The following is a 21,200-nucleotide window of genomic DNA, read 5'->3' on the forward strand; positions in this document are numbered from 1 at the left end:
GATGTCTGAATTTGTTACGGTAGCTCGCCCCTACGCCAAAGCAGCTTTTGACTTTGCCGTCGAACACCAAAGTGTAGAGCGCTGGCAGGACATGCTGGCGTTTGCCGCCGAGGTAACCAAGAACGAACAAATGGCAGAGCTTCTCTCTGGCGCGCTGGCGCCGGAAACGCTCGCTGAGTCGTTTATCGCAGTCTGCGGTGAGCAGTTAGACGAAAACGGTCAGAACCTGATTCGGGTGATGGCTGAAAATAATCGTCTGAACGCGCTCCCGGATGTTCTGGAGCAGTTTATTCACCTGCGCGCCGCGAGTGAGTCCACCTCTGAAGTTGAGGTAACTTCCGCCACCGCATTGAGTGAAGAACAGCTTGCGAAAATTAGCGCTGCGATGGAAAAACGTCTGTCACGCAAAGTTAAGCTGAATTGCAAAATCGATAAGTCTGTAATGGCAGGCGTTATCATCCGAGCGGGTGATATGGTCATTGATGGCAGCGTACGCGGCCGTCTTGAACGCCTTGCAGACGTCTTGCAGTCTTAAGGGGACTGGAGCATGCAACTGAATTCCACCGAAATCAGCGAACTGATCAAGCAGCGCATTGCTCAGTTCAATGTTGTGAGTGAAGCTCACAACGAAGGTACTATTGTTTCTGTAAGTGACGGTGTTATCCGCATTCACGGCCTGGCCGATTGTATGCAGGGTGAAATGATCTCCCTGCCGGGTAACCGTTACGCTATCGCACTGAACCTGGAGCGCGACTCTGTAGGTGCGGTTGTGATGGGTCCGTACGCTGACCTTGCCGAAGGCATGAAGGTTAAATGTACTGGCCGTATCCTGGAAGTTCCGGTTGGCCGTGGCCTGCTGGGCCGTGTGGTTAACACCCTGGGCGCGCCAATCGACGGTAAAGGTCCGGTTGAGCACGATGGCTTCTCTGCTGTTGAAGCTATCGCGCCGGGCGTAATCGAACGTCAGTCCGTTGATCAGCCTGTTCAGACGGGTTATAAAGCCGTTGACTCCATGATCCCAATCGGTCGTGGCCAGCGTGAATTGATCATCGGTGACCGTCAGACCGGTAAAACCGCTCTGGCAATCGACGCCATTATCAACCAGCGTGATTCCGGCATCAAGTGCGTCTACGTGGCTATCGGCCAGAAAGCGTCCACCATCTCTAACGTGGTTCGTAAGCTGGAAGAACACGGCGCGCTGCAAAATACCATCGTTGTGGTTGCAACCGCATCTGAATCTGCCGCACTGCAATACCTGGCTCCGTATGCCGGTTGCGCAATGGGCGAATACTTCCGCGACCGCGGCGAAGATGCGCTGATCATCTACGATGACCTGTCCAAACAGGCTGTTGCTTATCGTCAGATCTCCCTGCTGCTCCGTCGTCCGCCAGGACGTGAAGCATTCCCGGGCGACGTATTCTACCTCCACTCTCGTCTGCTGGAGCGTGCTGCGCGTGTTAACGTTGAATACGTTGAAGCCTTCACGAAAGGTGAAGTGAAAGGGAAAACAGGTTCTCTGACTGCGCTGCCGATTATCGAAACCCAGGCGGGTGACGTTTCTGCGTTCGTTCCGACCAACGTAATTTCTATTACCGATGGTCAGATCTTCCTGGAAACCAACCTGTTTAACTCTGGTATTCGTCCTGCGGTTAACCCGGGTATCTCCGTATCCCGTGTTGGTGGTGCAGCGCAGACCAAGATCATGAAGAAACTGTCCGGTGGTATCCGTACCGCGCTGGCGCAGTATCGTGAACTGGCGGCGTTCTCCCAGTTTGCATCTGACCTTGACGATGCAACCCGTAAACAGCTTGACCACGGTCAGAAAGTGACTGAGCTGCTGAAACAGAAACAGTATGCGCCGATGTCCGTTGCGCAGCAGTCTCTGGTTCTGTTCGCGGCAGAACGTGGTTATCTGGCGGATGTAGAACTGGCGAAAATCGGTAGCTTCGAAGCCGCTCTGCTGGCTTACGTCGACCGTGATCACGCTCCGTTGATGCAAGAGATCAACCAGTCCGGTGGCTATAACGACGAAATCGAAGGCAAGCTGAAAGGCATCCTCGATTCCTTCAAAGCAACCCAGTCCTGGTAACGTCTGGTGGCCTGCCTTAAGGCAGGCCGCAAGGCATTGAGGAGAAGCTCATGGCCGGCGCAAAAGAGATACGTAGTAAGATCGCAAGCGTCCAGAACACGCAAAAGATCACTAAAGCGATGGAGATGGTCGCCGCTTCCAAAATGCGTAAATCGCAGGATCGCATGGCGGCCAGCCGTCCTTATGCAGATACCATGCGCAAAGTGATTGGTCACCTTGCGAACGGTAATCTGGAATATAAGCACCCCTATCTGGAAGAACGCGACGTTAAGCGCGTGGGCTACCTGGTGGTGTCGACCGACCGTGGTCTGTGCGGTGGCTTGAACATTAACCTGTTCAAGAAACTGCTGGCGGATATGAAAGCATGGTCCGATAAAGGCGTTCAGTGCGACCTCGCAATGATCGGCTCTAAAGGCGTGTCTTTCTTTAGTTCCGTAGGTGGCAATGTTGTCGCCCAGGTGACGGGTATGGGGGATAACCCATCCCTGTCCGAACTGATCGGCCCGGTAAAAGTGATGTTGCAGGCCTATGATGAAGGCCGTCTGGACAAGCTTTACATTGTCAGCAACAAATTTATTAACACCATGTCTCAGGTTCCGACTATCACTCAGCTGCTGCCGTTACCGGCTTCAGAAGATGATGAACTGAAACGTAAAACCTGGGATTACCTGTACGAACCCGATCCGAAAGCGCTGCTGGATACCCTCCTGCGTCGCTATGTGGAATCTCAGGTTTATCAGGGCGTGGTAGAAAACCTGGCCAGCGAGCAGGCCGCACGTATGGTGGCGATGAAAGCCGCGACCGACAATGGCGGTAGCCTGATTAAAGAGTTGCAGTTGGTATACAACAAAGCTCGTCAGGCCAGCATTACTCAGGAACTCACCGAAATCGTCGGTGGTGCATCCGCGGTATAACCAGGTTAATTCGTAGAGGATTCAAGATGGCTACTGGAAAAATTGTCCAGGTAATCGGCGCCGTAGTTGACGTCGAGTTCCCTCAGGATGCCGTACCGCGCGTGTACGACGCCCTTGAGGTGCAGAATGGTAATGAACATCTGGTGCTGGAAGTTCAGCAGCAGCTCGGTGGCGGTATCGTACGTACCATCGCCATGGGTTCTTCCGACGGCCTGCGTCGTGGTCTGGATGTGAAAGACCTTGAGCACCCGATCGAAGTCCCGGTAGGTAAAGCAACGCTGGGTCGTATCATGAACGTACTGGGCGAACCAGTAGACATGAAAGGCGAGATCGGTGAAGAAGAGCGTTGGGCTATCCACCGTGCGGCACCGTCCTACGAAGAGTTGTCAAACTCTCAGGAACTGCTGGAAACCGGTATCAAAGTTATCGACCTGATGTGTCCGTTCGCGAAGGGCGGTAAAGTGGGTCTGTTCGGTGGTGCGGGTGTAGGTAAAACCGTAAACATGATGGAGCTGATCCGTAACATCGCGATCGAACACTCCGGTTACTCCGTGTTTGCGGGCGTAGGTGAACGTACTCGTGAGGGTAACGACTTCTACCACGAAATGACCGACTCCAACGTTATCGACAAAGTATCCCTGGTTTACGGCCAGATGAACGAGCCGCCGGGAAACCGTCTGCGCGTTGCGCTGACCGGCCTGACCATGGCGGAGAAATTCCGTGACGAAGGTCGTGACGTTCTGCTGTTCGTCGACAACATCTACCGTTACACCCTGGCCGGTACGGAAGTATCCGCACTGCTGGGTCGTATGCCTTCAGCGGTAGGTTACCAGCCGACCCTGGCGGAAGAGATGGGTGTTTTGCAGGAACGTATCACCTCCACCAAAACCGGTTCTATCACCTCCGTACAGGCGGTATACGTACCTGCGGATGACTTGACTGACCCGTCTCCAGCCACCACCTTTGCGCACCTTGACGCAACCGTGGTACTGAGCCGTCAGATTGCGTCTCTGGGTATCTACCCGGCCGTTGACCCGCTGGATTCCACCAGCCGTCAGCTGGACCCGCTGGTTGTTGGTCAGGAGCACTACGACACCGCGCGTGGCGTACAGTCTATCCTGCAACGTTACCAGGAACTGAAAGACATCATCGCCATCCTGGGTATGGATGAACTGTCTGAAGAAGACAAACTGGTGGTAGCTCGCGCACGTAAGATCCAGCGCTTCCTGTCCCAGCCGTTCTTCGTGGCAGAAGTATTTACCGGTTCTCCGGGTAAATACGTCTCCCTGAAAGACACCATCCGTGGCTTTAAAGGCATCATGGAAGGCGAATACGATCACCTGCCGGAGCAGGCGTTCTACATGGTCGGTTCCATCGACGAAGCCGTGGAAAAAGCCAAAAAACTTTAACGCCTTAATCGGAGGGTGATATGGCAATGACTTACCACCTGGACGTCGTCAGCGCAGAGCAACAAATGTTCTCTGGTCTGGTCGAAAAAATCCAGGTAACGGGTAGTGAAGGTGAACTGGGTATTTACCCGGGCCACGCGCCGCTGCTCACCGCCATTAAGCCTGGTATGATCCGCATCGTTAAACAGTTCGGTCATGAAGAGTTTATCTACCTGTCTGGCGGCATTCTTGAAGTGCAGCCTGGCAGTGTGACCGTACTGGCTGATACCGCGATTCGCGGCCAGGATCTCGACGAAGCGCGAGCTCTGGAAGCGAAACGTAAGGCTGAAGAGCGCATTAAGAGCTCTCATGGTGACGTGGATTACGCTCAGGCATCTGCGGAACTGGCCAAAGCGATCGCCAAACTGCGCGTTATCGAGTTGACCAAAAAAGCGATGTAACACCGGCTTGAAAGCATAAAAACCAGTCTGAAATCAGGCTGGTTTTTTTTTGCCTGAATGTTATTCCGTGCTGTCTCATCTTTATTCATGGGTCAAAAAAATAGCAAAAACATTAACCTAAGCCTTTAATGAAAGGTAAGTCTGACTTTTCTGAAGACAAAAGGCAGGGTGATGAACGAAAATATCCCATTAACAAGCGGTGAAAACCCCGCGTTGAGCGTTTTCTCTTCTGCCCATTTCACGATGAAAAAAATGTAGTATTTTCAATGTGAAACGGTATAAATTCGTTCTCAAATTACAGTCAGGACGCGTATGTTGAATAGTGCTATGAGCGTAGTGATCCTTGCCGCAGGCAAAGGCACGCGTATGTATTCCGATCTTCCTAAAGTGCTGCATACCCTTGCGGGAAAAGCGATGGTTCAGCATGTCATTGATGCCGCTAATGAATTAGGCGCATCTCAGGTGCATCTGGTCTATGGCCACGGCGGCGATCTGCTTAAAAACACCCTTAAAAATGACAACCTGAACTGGGTTTTGCAGGCAGAGCAACTGGGGACGGGCCATGCGATGCAGCAGGCGGCACCGTTCTTTAGCGATGACGAAGACATTTTAATGCTCTATGGCGATGTGCCGCTGATCTCTGTGGAAACCTTACAGCGTCTGCGTGACGCCAAACCGCAGGGCGGCATTGGTTTGTTAACCGTGAAGCTGGACGATCCGAGCGGTTACGGTCGTATTACGCGTGAGAACGGTAAAGTGACCGGCATCGTTGAGCATAAAGATGCCACCGACGAACAGCGTCAGATCCAGGAAATCAATACCGGTATCCTGATCGCTAATGGTGCGGACATGAAGCGCTGGCTGGCGAAACTGACCAACAATAATGCTCAGGGTGAATATTACATTACCGACATCATTGCGCTGGCATATCAGGAAGGCCGCGAAATCGCTGCTGTACACCCGGATCGTTTAAGCGAAGTGGAAGGCGTAAACAACCGTCTGCAACTCTCTCGTCTGGAACGCGTTTATCAGTCCGAGCAGGCTGAAAAGCTGCTGCTGGCCGGTGTGATGCTGCGCGATCCCGCGCGTTTTGACCTGCGCGGCGCTCTCACCCACGGGCGCGATGTTGAAATTGATACTAACGTTATCATCGAAGGCAACGTCACGTTGGGTCACCGCGTGAAGATTGGCGCGGGTTGCGTTATTAAAAACAGCGTAATTGGCGATGACTGTGACATCAGCCCGTACAGCGTGGTGGAAGATGCGCACCTGGAAGCGGCCTGTACTATTGGTCCGTTTGCCCGTCTGCGCCCTGGCGCGGAACTGCGGGAAGGCGCTCATGTCGGCAACTTCGTTGAAATGAAAAAAGCGCGTCTGGGGAAAGGTTCGAAAGCGGGCCACCTGAGCTATCTGGGGGATGCGGAAATTGGCGACAACGTGAATATCGGCGCGGGCACCATTACCTGCAACTACGATGGCGCAAATAAATTCAAAACGATTATTGGCGATGATGTGTTTGTCGGTTCTGATACTCAGTTGGTGGCGCCAGTTACCGTGGGTAAAGGTGCGACCATCGCCGCCGGCACAACCGTTACCCGCGACGTTGCGGATAACGAACTGGTGTTAAGCCGCGTGCCGCAGGTGCATAAGCAGGGCTGGCAGCGTCCGGTGAAGAAGAAGTAAGTCTTTTTGCCGGATGGCGGCTTTGCCTTATCCGACCTACGTTCGATGACGTTCTGTAGGCCGGATAAGCGTAAGCGCCATCCGGCAGATGAGGGATGAGGCGATAAAGATATATCGCTCGCCCAAAAGCAGTACCTATAAAAATAACCCCACTCTCTACAAGGCTCGGGGCGCCCGGAATACGGGTATACAGGTCGGCGACAACGACAGGCTTAATGCCAAAATCGGAATTAAATACTATGTGTGGAATTGTTGGCGCTATCGCGCAACGTGATGTAGCTGAAATCCTTCTCGAAGGTTTACGTCGTCTGGAATACCGTGGTTATGACTCTGCCGGTCTGGCCGTGGTTGATGCGGAAGGTCACATGACCCGTCTGCGTCGCCTTGGTAAAGTACAGATGCTGGCCCAGGCAGCAGAAGACCATCCTCTGTCTGGCGGCACCGGTATTGCTCACACCCGCTGGGCGACCCACGGCGAACCTTCGGAAGCAAACGCGCATCCGCATGTTTCTGACCACATTGTGGTGGTGCATAACGGCATCATCGAAAACCATGAACCACTGCGTGAAGAACTGAAAGCGCGTGGCTATACCTTCGTTTCTGAGACCGACACCGAAGTGATTGCTCACTTAGTGCACTGGGAGCTGGAACAGGGCGGGACGCTGCGTGAAGCGGTTATGCGTGCGATTCCGCAACTGCGCGGCGCGTACGGCACGGTAATCATGGATACCCGTCACCCGGATACGCTGCTGGCGGCGCGCTCTGGCAGCCCGCTGGTTATCGGTCTGGGTATGGGCGAAAACTTTATCGCTTCCGACCAGCTGGCGCTGCTGCCGGTAACCCGTCGCTTCATCTTCCTGGAAGAAGGCGATATTGCGGAAGTGACCCGTCGTTCGGTCTCCATTTTCGATAAATCCGGCGCGGAAGTGAAACGTCAGGATATCGAATCCAGTCTGCAATATGACGCGGGCGATAAAGGTATTTACCGCCACTACATGCAGAAAGAGATCTACGAACAGCCGAATGCGATTAAAAATACGCTGACCGGGCGTATCAGCCACGGTGAAGTGGATTTAAGCGAGCTGGGGCCAAAAGCGAACGAACTGCTGTCTCAGGTTGAACATATTCAGATTATCGCCTGCGGCACGTCGTATAACTCCGGTATGGTCTCTCGCTACTGGTTTGAATCGCTGGCCGATATTCCGTGCGACGTCGAAATCGCCTCTGAATTCCGCTATCGCAAATCCGCCGTACGTCGTAACAGCCTGATGATCACCCTGTCTCAGTCTGGCGAAACGGCGGATACCCTTGCCGGTCTGCGCCTGTCGAAAGAGCTGGGCTATCTGGGTTCTCTCGCCATCTGTAACGTTCCGGGTTCTTCCCTGGTGCGTGAATCCGATCTGGCGATGATGACCAACGCCGGGACGGAAATCGGCGTGGCCTCCACCAAAGCGTTTACCACTCAGCTGACCGTTCTGCTGATGCTGGTGGCGAAGCTGGCGCGTCTGAAAGGTCTGGATGCGTCTATCGAGCACGACATCGTTCACGGTTTGCAGGCGCTGCCGAGCCGTATCGAACAGATGCTGTCTCAGGACAAGCGTATCGAAGCGCTGGCGGAAGATTTCTCTGACAAACACCATGCCCTGTTCCTGGGCCGTGGCGATCAGTATCCGATCGCGCTGGAAGGTGCGCTGAAGCTGAAAGAGATCTCTTATATTCACGCAGAAGCGTATGCGGCAGGTGAGCTGAAACACGGCCCGCTGGCGCTGATCGACGCAGATATGCCGGTTATCGTGGTGGCGCCGAACAACGAACTGCTGGAAAAACTGAAATCCAACATCGAAGAAGTCCGCGCCCGTGGCGGCCAGTTGTACGTCTTCGCCGACCAGGATGCCGGTTTTGTCAGCAGCGACAACATGCACATCATTGAGATGCCGCATGTGGAAGAGGTGATTGCACCGATCTTCTACACTGTTCCGCTGCAACTGCTGGCGTATCACGTTGCGCTGATCAAAGGCACCGATGTGGACCAGCCGCGTAACCTGGCGAAATCAGTTACCGTTGAGTAATCGTGACGATGCCCTGCGAAAGCGGGGCATTTTTTTCTGCGCTGTTCTGTTTTTAATCAATTCTCCCGTCGTTTTAATGTGACAAACCGTCATCTTCAGCTACTGTTTTCAGTGTCATAAAAAGAAAATTTTCATGAAATCGCATTGTCATGAAGTGAATTAACTGATTGTTTATAAATTGTTTTTTCTGTAATTTATTTCATCAGTTTTCGTTGTCATAAAACTGTCATATTTCGTACATTTAACTGTCACCTGTTTGTCCTATTTTGCTCATCGTAGCCACTTAACAATGATTTACGAAAATCTTGCAGGAGACATTATGAAAGTCATGCGTACCACTGTCGCAACTGTTGTCGCCGCGACCTTATCCATGAGCGCGTTCTCTGCTTTCGCAGCAGCGAGCCTGACAGGTGCAGGTGCAACTTTCCCTGCGCCGGTGTATGCCAAATGGGCTGATACCTATCAGAAAGAGACCGGTAGCAAAGTAAACTACCAGGGTATCGGCTCCTCCGGTGGTGTAAAACAAATTACGGCTAACACCGTTGATTTCGGTGCATCCGACGCTCCGCTGTCTGACGAAAAACTGGAGCAGGAAGGTCTGTTCCAGTTCCCGACCGTCATTGGCGGCGTAGTGCTGGCGGTGAATATCCCGGGTCTGAAGTCTGGCGAACTGGTGCTGGATGGGAAAACCCTGGGTGACATCTACCTGGGTAAAATTAAGAAGTGGGATGATGAAGCCATCACCAAACTGAATCCGGGTCTGAAACTGCCTTCTCAGAACATCGCCGTTGTGCGTCGTGCAGATGGTTCCGGCACTTCTTTCGTTTTCACCAGCTACCTGGCGAAAGTGAACGAAGAGTGGAAATCTAAAGTCGGCGCTGGCTCTACCGTTAACTGGCCGACCGGTCTGGGCGGTAAAGGTAACGACGGTATCGCCGCATTCGTACAGCGTCTGCCAGGCTCTATCGGCTATGTTGAATACGCTTATGCGAAGCAGAACAACCTGGCTTACACCAAATTGATTTCAGCGGATGGTAAACCCGTAAGCCCGACCGAAGAGAGCTTTGCTAACGCCGCGAAAGGCGCTGACTGGAGCACCTCTTTCGCTCAGGATCTGACGAACCAGCAAGGTGACGATGCGTGGCCAATCACTTCCACCACCTTCATCCTGGTCCACAAAGAGCAGAAGAAACCTGAGCAGGGCGCTGAAGTGCTGAAGTTCTTCGACTGGGCGTACAAAAATGGCGGCAAACAGGCGAATGACCTGGATTACGCCAGCCTGCCGGACAGCGTTGTTGAGCAGGTTCGTGCAGCATGGAAGACCAATGTGAAGGACAGCAGCGGTAAAGCGCTGTACTAATAGAATATCTTTAACGAACTGGCGGATGGCGCTACGCTTATCCGCCCTACAGTTCCGACTGTAGGCCCGATTTGTAGGCCGGATAAGCGTAGCGCCATCCGGCATGGGCAACTTCGTAAACGCGTTTAATGGAAAGAGTAATTTATGGCTGCAACCAAGCCTGCTTTTAACCCGCCGGGTAAAAAGGGTGACATGATATTCAGCGCGCTGGTAAAACTGGCTGCGCTGATTGTGCTATTGATGTTGGGTGGCATTATTGTCTCGCTGATTATCTCCTCCTGGCCAAGCATTGAGAAGTTTGGCTTCTCGTTCCTGTGGACTAAAGAGTGGGACGCGCCAAACGATATCTACGGCGCGCTGGTTCCCATTTATGGCACGCTGGTTACCTCGTTTATCGCTCTGCTGATCGCTGTTCCGGTGAGCTTCGGTATTGCCCTGTTTCTGACGGAACTGGCGCCGGGCTGGCTGCGTCGCCCGCTGGGCATCGCCATCGAACTGCTGGCGGCTATCCCCAGCATCGTCTACGGCATGTGGGGCCTGTTTATCTTCGCGCCGCTGTTTGCCACCTGGTTCCAGGAACCAGTCGGGAATATTCTTTCCAACATTCCGTTTGTTGGCGCACTGTTCTCCGGCCCGGCATTTGGTATCGGTATTCTGGCGGCGGGCGTCATTCTCGCCATTATGATCATTCCTTACATCGCGGCCGTTATGCGCGATGTCTTCGAACAAACCCCGGTGATGATGAAAGAGTCGGCCTATGGCATCGGCTGCACCACCTGGGAAGTTATCTGGCGTATCGTCCTTCCGTTCACCAAAAATGGGGTGATTGGCGGCGTTATGCTGGGACTGGGTCGTGCGCTGGGAGAAACCATGGCGGTGACCTTTATCATCGGTAACACCTACCAGCTCGACAGCGTTTCGCTGTACATGCCGGGCAACAGTATCACCTCTGCGCTGGCGAACGAATTTGCCGAAGCGGAGTCTGGTCTGCACGTTGCCGCGTTGATGGAACTGGGTCTGATTCTGTTTGTGATTACCTTCATTGTGCTGGCGATTTCTAAGCTGATGATTATGCGTCTGGCGAAGAATGAGGGGGCACGCTAATGGCTACGCTTGAAATGCAAACGACCGCAGAACTGGCGGAATCCCGCCGTAAAATGCAGGCTAAGCGCCGCACGAGAAACCGCATCGCATTGACGCTCTCAATGGCGACGATGGCGTTTGGGTTGTTCTGGCTCATCTGGATCCTGATGTCCACCATTACGCGTGGTTTCGACGGCATGTCGCTGGCGCTGTTTACCGAAATGACGCCGCCGCCGAATACCGCTGGCGGTGGTCTGGCGAACGCCCTGGCGGGGAGCGGACTGTTAATTTTGTGGGCGACGGTATTTGGTACGCCGCTTGGCATCATGGCGGGGATCTACCTGGCGGAATATGGTCGTAAATCCTGGCTTGCGGAAGTGATCCGTTTCATTAACGACATCCTGCTTTCCGCGCCGTCTATCGTGGTCGGTCTGTTTGTTTACACCATCGTGGTGGCGCAAATGGAGCACTTCTCCGGTTGGGCGGGCGTGATTGCGCTGGCGCTGCTACAGGTGCCTATCGTCATTCGTACCACAGAGAACATGCTGAAACTGGTGCCGGATAGCCTGCGTGAAGCGGCCTATGCGCTGGGGACGCCGAAATGGAAAATGATCTCGGCGATTACCCTGAAAGCCTCGATTTCCGGGATCATCACCGGCGTACTGCTGGCGGTTGCCCGTATTGCGGGTGAAACCGCGCCGCTGCTCTTTACTGCGCTTTCTAACCAGTTCTGGAGCACCGACATGATGCAGCCTATCGCTAACCTGCCGGTCACTATCTTTAAATTTGCGATGAGTCCGTTCGCGGAGTGGCAGCAACTGGCCTGGGCTGGGGTGTTGATCATTACCCTGTGCGTATTGTTGCTGAATATTCTGGCGCGCATCATTTTTGCGAAGAGTAAACACGGTTAATTTCAGGTGCCGGATGGCGGCGTAAACGTCTTATCTGGCCTACAGATGTGAACAGCGGTTAATTTTTTTACGGCGCGGCCAACGGCGACGCCGAATGAGGAAGAGATTGAAATGAGTATGGTTGATACTGCTCCGGGTAAGATTCAGGTTCGTGATTTGAACTTCTACTACGGCAAATTCCATGCCCTGAAGGATATCAACCTGGATATCGCGAAGAACCAGGTCACGGCGTTTATTGGGCCGTCTGGCTGTGGTAAATCCACACTGCTGCGTACCTTTAACAAAATGTATTCGTTGTATCCAGAGCAGCGCGCGGAAGGCGAGATCCTGTTGGATGGCGATAATATCCTCACCAACACCCAGGATATCGCTCTGCTGCGTGCCAAAGTGGGGATGGTGTTCCAGAAGCCGACGCCGTTCCCGATGTCTATCTATGACAACATCGCTTTTGGCGTGCGCCTGTTTGAGAAACTGTCTCGCGCCGATATGGACGAACGCGTTCAGTGGGCGTTGACCAAAGCCGCATTATGGAACGAAACCAAAGATAAATTGCACCAGAGCGGGTACTCTCTCTCGGGTGGTCAGCAGCAGCGTCTGTGCATTGCGCGTGGTATCGCCATTCGCCCGGAAGTTCTGCTGTTGGATGAGCCGTGTTCAGCGCTGGACCCGATTTCCACCGGGCGTATTGAAGAGCTGATCACTGAGCTGAAGCAGGACTACACCGTGGTGATCGTGACGCACAACATGCAGCAGGCTGCGCGTTGTTCCGATCACACGGCGTTTATGTATCTGGGCGAGTTGATTGAGTTCAGCAACACGGACGATCTGTTCACTAAGCCCGCGAAGAAACAAACCGAAGATTATATTACTGGCCGCTACGGTTGATTTGGAGCTAACCATGGACAACCTAAACCTTAACAAACATATTTCCGGCCAGTTCAACGCAGAACTGGAAAGCATCCGCACCCAGGTGATGACCATGGGCGGCATGGTGGAGCAACAGCTTTCTGATGCGATCACCGCGATGCATAATCAGGATAGCGAACTGGCGAAGCGCGTTATTGACGGCGATAAGCACGTCAACATGATGGAAGTGGCGATCGATGAAGCGTGCGTGCGCATCATTGCCAAACGCCAGCCGACAGCGAGCGACCTGCGCCTGGTGATGGCGATCATCAAAACCATCGCTGAACTGGAGCGCATTGGCGACGTGGCGGACAAAATTTGTCGCACCGCGCTGGAGAAATTCTCCCACCAGCACCAGCCGCTGCTGGTGAGCCTGGAGTCGCTGGGGCGTCACACCGTACAGATGCTGCATGATGTGCTGGACGCGTTCGCGCGAATGGATATTGACGAAGCGGTGCGTATCTACCGTGAAGACAAGAAAGTTGACCAGGAATACGAAGGTATCGTGCGTCAGCTGATGACCTACATGATGGAAGATTCGCGCACCATTCCAAGCGTGCTGACCGCGCTGTTCTGCGCACGCTCCATTGAGCGCATCGGCGACCGTTGCCAGAATATCTGTGAGTACATCTTCTACTTCGTGAAGGGACAGGATTTCCGCCACGTCGGTGGTGACGAGCTGGATAAACTGCTGGCAGGCAAAGATCCGAAGGAATAAGCGGCTTGTTGCGTTCGCCGGGATCCCCCGGCGTCGCTATTGTAGGCCGGATAAGGCGTTACGCCGCATCCGGCATTCTGCGCCATTCGCCTGATGGCGCTTTGCTTATCAGGTCTACGGTTTAATCGACGATATCCCACCCGCGCGCTTTCCATAATCCCGGCAACTGCGCCAGATCGGTAAACGTCGTTACTTTTGGATGATCGATCGGTTTGTTGTGCGGATCGGCGCAGAAGTAGAACACCTCCATTCCCGCATCGATTCCCGACCGGGCGCCGGCACTGGAGTCATCCACCAGAATGCAATTCTCCACGTTAACGTTCATGGCTTTTGCCGCGTGGAACATCAGAGCCGGATCGGGCTTCCAGCGTTGAATGTCATAGCCGCTGAACAATTTTTCTGGAAAATGATGCAACATGCCCAGCTTGCCCAGTGAATGCTGCATTTTGCTGACCGGGCCGTTAGAGACGACGCACATCGGCACCGTCATACTGTCCAGCAGCGCATTCGCCCCTGCGATTACCTCCAGTTCTGAGTCGAACAGGCGTGCGACCTCGGCGCGGTAAACGGGTTCTAAATCCGTTTTTGCTAACGACACACCCTGCTCCTCGTTAATGATATCGATGATTTCGTAGAGTTTTACGCCTTTAAAGCGTTTGAACACCTCTTCGAGATCGAGCGTGATGCCGAATTCCTGGAACATCGCGACATACGCGCGGGAGCAAATGACTTCACTGTCGACCAGCGTACCGTCGCAGTCGAAAAATACCGCTTGAATCTGGGACATGCTTTCTTTTCTCGCTAGTTTAACGTTTTCGTAATGCCTTATTGTGCGACGCAATCGTTGCCGTATAAGCAAATTCAATGAAAAAAGTGTCTCACAACTGCCCTTATTGTCGCATTTTGGTATAGGATAGCGACGAATTTTCCCTCCTTGTTCGGAAATAGATAATGAGTCAACAACACACCACCCAGACTTCTGGTCAGGGTATGCTGGAACGCGTGTTTAAACTGCGCGAACATGGCACGACGGCACGAACCGAAGTGATCGCCGGTTTTACCACCTTCCTGACGATGGTTTACATCGTTTTTGTTAACCCGCAGATTCTTGGCGTTGCTGGCATGGACACCAGCGCCGTCTTCGTTACTACCTGTCTTATCGCGGCGTTCGGCAGCATTCTGATGGGGCTGTTTGCTAATTTACCGGTCGCGCTGGCGCCGGCTATGGGTCTGAACGCGTTTTTCGCCTTCGTGGTCGTTGGCGCGATGGGGCTGTCCTGGCAGGTTGGTATGGGCGCAATCTTCTGGGGAGCGATCGGCCTGCTGCTGCTGACCATCTTCCGCGTGCGTTACTGGATGATTGCTAACATTCCGGTCAGTCTGCGCGTGGGCATCACCAGCGGTATCGGCCTGTTTATCGGCATGATGGGGCTGAAAAACGCAGGCGTTATCGTCGCGAACCCGGAAACCCTGGTGAGCATCGGTAATCTGACCTCTCACAGCGTACTGCTCGGCGTGCTGGGCTTCTTCATCATCGCTATTCTGGCATCACGTAACATTCATGCCGCCGTGCTGGTCTCTATTATTGTAACGACGCTGCTCGGCTGGATGATGGGTGATGTGCATTACAACGGCATTGTCTCTGCGCCGCCAAGCGTTAGCTCTGTGATCGGGCATGTGGATCTGGCGGGCTCGTTTAACATTGGTCTGGCTGGCGTGATTTTCTCCTTCATGCTGGTGAACCTGTTCGACTCCTCCGGTACGCTGATTGGCGTTACCGACAAAGCCGGTCTGGCTGATGAGAAAGGTAAATTCCCGCGGATGAAGCAGGCGCTGTTTGTCGATAGCGTCTCTTCTGTGACCGGGGCGTTTATTGGAACCTCGTCGGTTACTGCCTATATCGAGTCCTCATCCGGCGTATCCGTCGGCGGGCGCACGGGCCTGACCGCCGTTGTTGTCGGTTTGCTGTTCCTGCTGGTTATCTTCCTGTCGCCGCTGGCGGGAATGGTGCCGGGTTATGCCGCTGCCGGGGCGCTGATCTATGTTGGCGTACTGATGACTTCCAGTCTGGCGCGCGTGAAATGGCAGGACCTTACCGAGTCTGTTCCGGCGTTTATTACTGCCGTGATGATGCCGTTCAGCTTCTCGATTACCGAAGGTATCGCGCTGGGCTTTATCTCTTACTGTGTGATGAAAATCGGCACCGGACGTCTGCGTGAGCTGAGCCCTTGCGTGGTGGTTGTGGCGTTGTTGTTTGTGCTGAAGATTGTGTTTATCGACGCGCACTAATTGCCGCTGATACGGCGCTGCGCGAGGTGTCCTGGCCTGATAAGCGTAGCGCCATCAGGCAAATTTGATAGCCGGATGGCGGCCAAACGCCTTATCCGGCCTGCGGCTCTACGCGCGCGCTGTTATCACGCTTTAACGCGCTGAATGTAATCGCCAAACGCGGTTAGCTGGCCGGTAAGATGATCAATCGTGCTTTGATCAACCACTTCCCCGGTTTGCGGGTCAACTTTGTTCTGAATCACGCCGCCCATAAACTCCGGTTTGTTCATTACCATCGCATCAAGGAATACCAGAATCTGGCGCAGATGATACTGACAGCGAGCGCCGCCGATTGCCCCCATTGAGCTGGTCTGGATCAGCACCGGTTTCCCGGCTAACGGCTGTTCTGGCAGGCGGGACAGCCAGTCGATCGCGTTTTTCAGTCCGCCAGGCACCGAGTAGTTGTATTCCGGTGTGACGATGACGACGCCGTCCGCTTTACGGATTTGCTCCGCCAGCGCTTCAACGCTCGCCGGGAACCCCTCTTCCTGCTGCACATCAGCGTCATACAGCGGAATATCGCCAATCGAAGGTAATGCGCTGACCTCCATGCCTGCCGGGGCAATTTTCGGCAGCGTGCGGGCGACCATACCGTTAAATGAACCTTTGCGCAGGCTCCCCAGTAACGTAACAACATTCAACGTTTCGGACATGATTACTCCTTTTCATCATGGCGGCCGGGACAGGGCCGAATCAGCTAAGTGTATAAGATGACTTTGCTGTGGATAATTGAGCGAATCGCATCAGGCGACCGGTAGGTTCATTCGCCCGGGTCTGGATATCGGCCAGGCTTTTCCATCCTTGCTTACTATCAAACTCCCAAACATTCAGTTTTTCAATGGCTGGCGTAACCGCCACCGACCAGACCAGAATATCTTCCGCGTCGCATATTGCCTCCACCTGCGTAACGTGGGCGCATTTCAGGCGGCCTGCGCCGGGAAGGAGCTGGAGTTCACGCGGATCGTCATTCAGTACGTCACCGGTTAGCTTTAGCACGCTCTGGCGTAAGGTGATCAGTTGCGCGCGCGCTTCGTTGGGATCGCTCTGATTGTTGATCCACAGATTTTCGTTGCTGGAGAACGCCGGGCTCTCGGCTGAGAGTGGGCTATGGAAGCCTCGCATGGCTCGCTGTAATTCCATATCCAGGCCGCATTCCCCCTCCGTTGTCAGCGCCACGCCTACCATATTCCCGGCATATGAGATGGAGAACGCAGGCAGATTTTTATCGCGAAAGACAGGCTTCCCTTTGGCCTGAATAGCAATTTCTGGCAGCTCGCTGGTTCCGTAGAGCATAAACATCAGTTCAGCGAGTAAGCCGCGTGAAGCCAAAAAACGTGTCCGGCGGTGAGCGGGAAGGTTTCTGGCTTCGATGTGGCATGGAGAAGGCAGACGGACTGAAATCAGGTGTCCCTCCGTAAGAATCCCTCTGGCAAAATGTGTCGCCATTTTTCGCTCCGTGATTAATGGTCCGTGATTAATGGTCCGTGATTATTACGAGAGTAACATTTACGTAGATTATGGACAGGTTTTACTGGTCAAAAGTTCGACGAAAACAGCGGCGCTTACGCGACTTTTACATTTCTGACGCGGTCGTGGTTAATTTACCGTCAGGAGAGGTGGCTATAGAGCGTTTTGATGGTCTCTTTTAACCAGATAATTTTAGGGTTATGGCTGTTACGTTTATGCCAAAGGAGGGTAAAAGGCACCATCAGCTTTTCTCGCTGGGCGGCGTCAAAAGGGAGAGGACGCGCGACCAACGGTAGCTGGTGGAGCTGGTTATAACGCTGGCAGTAGAGAGGCGCGGTCGCCAGCAGCGAGTGGTTCGGCTGGGCGGCCATAAACAGCGATTGTTCAAACCCCGGTAAACTTAAGGCGATATTGCGTTTGCGGCCCATCTCCTGCAATACATCATCCAGCGCCCAGGTGTCGCTTTGCTCCCAGCAAATGCTGATATGCGGATAGCGTAAAAATGTTTCCAGATTCCACTCTTCTTGTAGCGCCGGGTGATCTTCCCGCAGCCAGACCCAGGGGAGGTCGCTGAACAGGACTTCAAAATCGATAGACAGCGGTAGCAGGCTGAGAAGCTCCCGCGAACGGGGATGGCTCTCCCTTCCGGTAAAGCCGAGATCCACCTCGCCGCGTGTGATGGCATCCAGCGAGTCGTAATCCCAGTTACGAACCTTGATTGTGGCCTGCGGATAGCGCTGATAAATCTGCTGCGACAGAGAATTGAACATGATCATTACCAGCGGCGACTCTGCCGCCAGTTCAAATTTCAGGCTGCGTGGCGATTCGTGATGCGGTTTATCAAGCAGCTGATTGCTCATCTGCATCCAGTCCGCCAGGCTTTGTTCCATATTGACCATCAGCGGCGTCGGCGTCAGCCCCAGCGGCGTGTTCACAAACAGCGGGTCATCAAACCATGTTCGCAGCTTTGACAACGATTTACTCACCGCCGAGGGCGTGACGTTCATCCGCTTCGCCGCTTTGGTGACGCTGCGCTCCTGCATCAGAAGCTGCAAACATAACAACAGATTAAGATCGAGACTGGTGATGGATTTTTTCATAGTGCGCTGCGGGCTGTATGGTCATCAGTAACAGGATACAGACCATGCTACAGCCAATCAGAATCCCGATCAGCATATTCAGGGCGTTAAAGCCAATGACTGCCGCCAGCCATATCCACAGCGATGACCCGCAGACCTGTGCAATGCCGAGTACAGAGCTTGCGACGCCAGCACGCAGTGAGAATGGGCCTAATGCCTGGCTCATCGCCACGCCAAAGCCAACTGAAAAACCCGCGCAGATGAGCGTCAGGCCAAAGAGCGTGACGGCGTGAGAGGATGAGAGGCTGAGTACGATGCCCGCAGCCAGAAACAGCCCTTGCGACGTGAGCATCAGCGTGCGCGGTTTAAATACGCTCAGCGCAAAGGGCGTTGAGAACGACACCGCCATGCTGATGCCTGCCGTCAGCGCCATTGTGGTGGCGTATTCACCGCGATCAAAGCCCATCATTTCCATGAGCAACACCGGCGAAGTGTTTACAAATGTGAGGATCACCGACACGCTCAACGTGGTGATCGCCAGACGGCTGAGGAAAAAGCGGTTGAGCAGCGACTCTGCATTTTGCTGAGGGCGCGAGATCGACGAGCATGTTGCCGGGCGCGTTTCTTTCAGGATAAACACCGAGAGCAGGCATACCGCGATACCCATCGCTATCATCGTGTAAAACAGACTTTGCCACGGGAATTTAAGCATAATCAAATGCCCTAACACTGGCGCTAATACCGGTACAATGCAGGTAATTCCGTTTAATAGCGATAACACTTTCGCCCGGCGGCGATCGTCCAGCGTGTCGCGCAAAATCGCAAACGCCACCACATAACAGCACCCCGCCCCGATGCCCTGAATAAAGCGCCCGGTCAGGAACAGCGACCCGTCCGTTGCTCGTGAGCAAAGCATGGAGGCGATGATGAATATCACCGCGCCCGCTATCGCCACCGGTTTGCGCCCTGACTGGTCTGCAACTTTACCCGCAAACAGCATTGCGGTGGCCATCCCGGCCAGGTATACCGAAAACGCGATGTGCAGCTGCGCCTCGCTGGCGTTCAGATCGGCGGCAATACGGGGTAAACCGACCAGATACATGTCGATGCCGGCTGGGTAGAGTAAAACAAGGGCAAAACTACAGATTAGAAAGCGGGTCATAGCGTCCTCACAATAAGCGTGGCGCTAAGAATACGGGGAGCTTTTCAGTGACGCGAGTTGCCATTTGGACAACGATGATTTCCTGTGAGGAAATTCATTATTGCCGGATGGCGACTTTGCCTTATCCGGCCTACAGATTTAGTCGGCCCGGTAAGCGTAGCGCCACCGGGCAAAACAACATCACTTACCAATACAGAAGCTGGAGAAAATACGGCCCAGCAGATCGTCGGAGGTAAACTCACCGGTGATTTCACTCAGCGCCTGCTGCGCCAGACGCAGCTCCTCCGCCAGCAGTTCGCCTGCCCAGGCGCCAAGCAGCTGTGATTTACCCTGCTGGAGATGTTCTGCGGCTTCTGCCAGCGCCTGAAGATGGCGACGGCGGGCAAGGAAGCCGCCTTCCATATTGGTGTCAAAGCCCATGCTTTGTTTGAGATGGTTACGCAATACGTCCACGCCTTCGCCGGTACGGGCGGAAAGACGGACAAGTGAGTGACCATTCACCTCGCTGATACCCAGCGTCTCGCCAGTGATGTCAGCTTTGTTGCGCACAACGGTGATCGGCAGTTTCGCCGGTAAACGGGCGATAAAGTCCGGCCAGATTTCCGCCGGATCAACGGCATCGGTGGTTGTGCCATCTACCATAAACAGCACGCGGTCGGCCTGTTCTATCTCCTGCCAGGCGCGCTCAATCCCAATACGTTCCACTTCATCGCTGGCATCGCGCAGACCGGCGGTATCGATGATGTGCAGCGGCATTCCGTCAATGTGAATATGCTCGCGCAGCACGTCGCGGGTAGTGCCAGCGATATCGGTGACAATGGCGGCCTCACGGCCCGCCAGGGCGTTCAGCAGGCTCGATTTCCCGGCGTTAGGGCGTCCGGCAATGACCACCTTCATCCCTTCACGCAGCAGGCTGCCCTGACGCGCTTCGGCGCGTACCGCATCGAGATCGGCGATCACGCCGTTGAGCTGGGCTTCAATTTTGCCGTCGGAGAGGAAGTCGATCTCCTCGTCCGGGAAGTCAATGGCCGCTTCCACATAGATGCGCAGGTGAGTGAGTGCTTCCACAAGATGATTCACACGCGCGGAAAATGCCCCCTGTAGCGAGTTCAGCGCCGAGCGTGCCGCCTGCTCGGAACTGGCGTCGATCAGGTCGGCAATCGCTTCTGCCTGGGCTAAGTCGAGCTTGTCATTGAGGAACGCGCGCTCGGAGAACTCGCCCGGTCTGGCAATGCGCAGGCCGGGGAGCGTCAGAATACGTTTTAACAGCAGGTCGAGAATGACCGGGCCGCCATGCCCTTGCAATTCCAGTACGTCTTCACCAGTAAACGAGTTCGGGCCAGGAAACCACAGCGCGATCCCCTGATCCAGCGCCGTGCCATCGGCATCTTTAAACGGCAGGTAATCGGCGTAACGCGGTTTTGGTAGCTTGCCCAATACGGCTTCGGCCACCTCGTGCGCCTTGAGACCGGAAATACGCAGGATACCGACGCCACCGCGTCCCGGTGGGGTAGCCTGGGCGACGATAGTGTCGTTATGGCTCATGATCTTCTCTTTTTTGCTAATAAAAAAGGCGGTCAAT

The 21,200-nt window shown here is 54.1% G+C and carries 19 protein-coding genes; 13 read left to right on the forward strand and 6 right to left on the reverse strand.

Going from position 1 to position 21,200, the window contains the following annotated elements:
- Position 1 precedes the first annotated feature (1 nt).
- The 12 genes from atpH (at position 2) to phoU (ending at position 13,582) form a co-directional block, all read left to right on the forward strand.
- Positions 2 to 535 carry a F0F1 ATP synthase subunit delta gene (gene atpH, locus OGV67_RS00105; RefSeq protein ID WP_012000833.1) on the forward strand — a complete coding sequence of 178 codons (534 nt, stop codon included), beginning with the start codon at positions 2 to 4 and terminating at the stop codon, positions 533 to 535.
- Positions 536 to 547: 12 nt separating this feature from the next.
- On the forward strand, positions 548 to 2,089 hold the full coding sequence (atpA, locus tag OGV67_RS00110; RefSeq protein ID WP_012000831.1) for a F0F1 ATP synthase subunit alpha: 1,542 nt from the start codon (positions 548 to 550) through the stop codon (positions 2,087 to 2,089).
- Positions 2,090 to 2,139: 50 nt separating this feature from the next.
- The gene (gene atpG, locus OGV67_RS00115; RefSeq protein WP_047460091.1) at positions 2,140 to 3,003 is read left to right on the forward strand and encodes a F0F1 ATP synthase subunit gamma; all 864 of its coding nucleotides are present in this window, start codon (positions 2,140 to 2,142) and stop codon (positions 3,001 to 3,003) included.
- A 26-nt stretch (positions 3,004 to 3,029) separates the two neighbouring features.
- The gene (gene atpD, locus OGV67_RS00120; protein ID WP_012000829.1) at positions 3,030 to 4,412 is read left to right on the forward strand and encodes a F0F1 ATP synthase subunit beta; all 1,383 of its coding nucleotides are present in this window, start codon (positions 3,030 to 3,032) and stop codon (positions 4,410 to 4,412) included.
- Positions 4,413 to 4,432: 20 nt separating this feature from the next.
- Positions 4,433 to 4,852, forward strand: coding sequence for a F0F1 ATP synthase subunit epsilon (locus tag OGV67_RS00125; protein ID WP_012000828.1), 420 nt, complete (start codon positions 4,433 to 4,435; stop codon positions 4,850 to 4,852).
- 312 nt (positions 4,853 to 5,164) lie between these two features.
- The gene (glmU, locus tag OGV67_RS00130; protein WP_110494872.1) at positions 5,165 to 6,535 is read left to right on the forward strand and encodes a bifunctional UDP-N-acetylglucosamine diphosphorylase/glucosamine-1-phosphate N-acetyltransferase GlmU; all 1,371 of its coding nucleotides are present in this window, start codon (positions 5,165 to 5,167) and stop codon (positions 6,533 to 6,535) included.
- Between the two features lie 239 nt (positions 6,536 to 6,774).
- Positions 6,775 to 8,604: a glutamine--fructose-6-phosphate transaminase (isomerizing) gene (gene glmS, locus OGV67_RS00135; RefSeq protein WP_115615309.1), complete on the forward strand. Its 1,830-nt coding sequence runs from the start codon at positions 6,775 to 6,777 to the stop codon at positions 8,602 to 8,604.
- Between the two features lie 319 nt (positions 8,605 to 8,923).
- Positions 8,924 to 9,964: a phosphate ABC transporter substrate-binding protein PstS gene (gene pstS / locus OGV67_RS00140; RefSeq protein WP_024130085.1), complete on the forward strand. Its 1,041-nt coding sequence runs from the start codon at positions 8,924 to 8,926 to the stop codon at positions 9,962 to 9,964.
- Positions 9,965 to 10,108: 144 nt separating this feature from the next.
- On the forward strand, positions 10,109 to 11,068 hold the full coding sequence (pstC, locus tag OGV67_RS00145) for a phosphate ABC transporter permease PstC (protein WP_012000823.1): 960 nt from the start codon (positions 10,109 to 10,111) through the stop codon (positions 11,066 to 11,068).
- Positions 11,068 to 11,958: a phosphate ABC transporter permease PstA gene (gene pstA, locus OGV67_RS00150; RefSeq protein ID WP_012000822.1), complete on the forward strand. Its 891-nt coding sequence runs from the start codon at positions 11,068 to 11,070 to the stop codon at positions 11,956 to 11,958. The genes pstC and pstA overlap by 1 nt, the downstream gene beginning before the upstream one ends.
- Positions 11,959 to 12,069: 111 nt before the next feature.
- Positions 12,070 to 12,843 carry a phosphate ABC transporter ATP-binding protein PstB gene (pstB, locus tag OGV67_RS00155; protein WP_012000821.1) on the forward strand — a complete coding sequence of 258 codons (774 nt, stop codon included), beginning with the start codon at positions 12,070 to 12,072 and terminating at the stop codon, positions 12,841 to 12,843.
- 13 nt (positions 12,844 to 12,856) lie between these two features.
- The gene (gene phoU, locus OGV67_RS00160) at positions 12,857 to 13,582 is read left to right on the forward strand and encodes a phosphate signaling complex protein PhoU (RefSeq protein WP_012000820.1); all 726 of its coding nucleotides are present in this window, start codon (positions 12,857 to 12,859) and stop codon (positions 13,580 to 13,582) included.
- Between the two features lie 121 nt (positions 13,583 to 13,703).
- Here the strand turns inward: phoU and yieH are convergent, their stop codons facing one another.
- Positions 13,704 to 14,369 carry a 6-phosphogluconate phosphatase gene (gene yieH / locus OGV67_RS00165; protein ID WP_058668320.1) on the reverse strand — a complete coding sequence of 222 codons (666 nt, stop codon included), beginning with the start codon at positions 14,367 to 14,369 and terminating at the stop codon, positions 13,704 to 13,706.
- 164 nt (positions 14,370 to 14,533) lie between these two features.
- Here yieH and adeP point away from each other — a divergent pair, with 164 nt between their 5' ends.
- Positions 14,534 to 15,871: an adenine permease AdeP gene (adeP, locus tag OGV67_RS00170; protein ID WP_012000818.1), complete on the forward strand. Its 1,338-nt coding sequence runs from the start codon at positions 14,534 to 14,536 to the stop codon at positions 15,869 to 15,871.
- Between the two features lie 125 nt (positions 15,872 to 15,996).
- Here adeP and OGV67_RS00175 read toward each other — a convergent pair whose 3' ends face one another.
- The 5 genes from OGV67_RS00175 to mnmE form a co-directional block, all read right to left on the reverse strand.
- Positions 15,997 to 16,563 (reverse strand): NADPH-dependent FMN reductase, encoded by a 567-nt coding sequence (locus OGV67_RS00175; protein WP_012000816.1) that lies wholly within the window; start codon positions 16,561 to 16,563, stop codon positions 15,997 to 15,999.
- A 40-nt stretch (positions 16,564 to 16,603) separates the two neighbouring features.
- Positions 16,604 to 17,356, reverse strand: a complete 753-nt coding sequence (locus tag OGV67_RS00180; protein WP_024130084.1) for a 4'-phosphopantetheinyl transferase family protein — start codon at positions 17,354 to 17,356, stop codon at positions 16,604 to 16,606.
- Positions 17,357 to 17,517: 161 nt separating this feature from the next.
- Positions 17,518 to 18,477 carry an HTH-type transcriptional regulator YidZ gene (gene yidZ, locus OGV67_RS00185; RefSeq protein WP_115615310.1) on the reverse strand — a complete coding sequence of 320 codons (960 nt, stop codon included), beginning with the start codon at positions 18,475 to 18,477 and terminating at the stop codon, positions 17,518 to 17,520.
- Positions 18,446 to 19,618: an MFS transporter gene (locus tag OGV67_RS00190; protein ID WP_114848143.1), complete on the reverse strand. Its 1,173-nt coding sequence runs from the start codon at positions 19,616 to 19,618 to the stop codon at positions 18,446 to 18,448. Before OGV67_RS00190 ends, yidZ begins: the two co-directional genes overlap by 32 nt.
- A 180-nt stretch (positions 19,619 to 19,798) precedes the next feature.
- Positions 19,799 to 21,163 carry a tRNA uridine-5-carboxymethylaminomethyl(34) synthesis GTPase MnmE gene (gene mnmE / locus OGV67_RS00195; protein WP_200003546.1) on the reverse strand — a complete coding sequence of 455 codons (1,365 nt, stop codon included), beginning with the start codon at positions 21,161 to 21,163 and terminating at the stop codon, positions 19,799 to 19,801.
- Positions 21,164 to 21,200 lie beyond the last annotated feature (37 nt).

Source organism: Citrobacter sp. CK188, assembly GCF_030333525.1.
Taxonomy (GTDB): domain Bacteria; phylum Pseudomonadota; class Gammaproteobacteria; order Enterobacterales; family Enterobacteriaceae; genus Citrobacter_B; species Citrobacter_B koseri.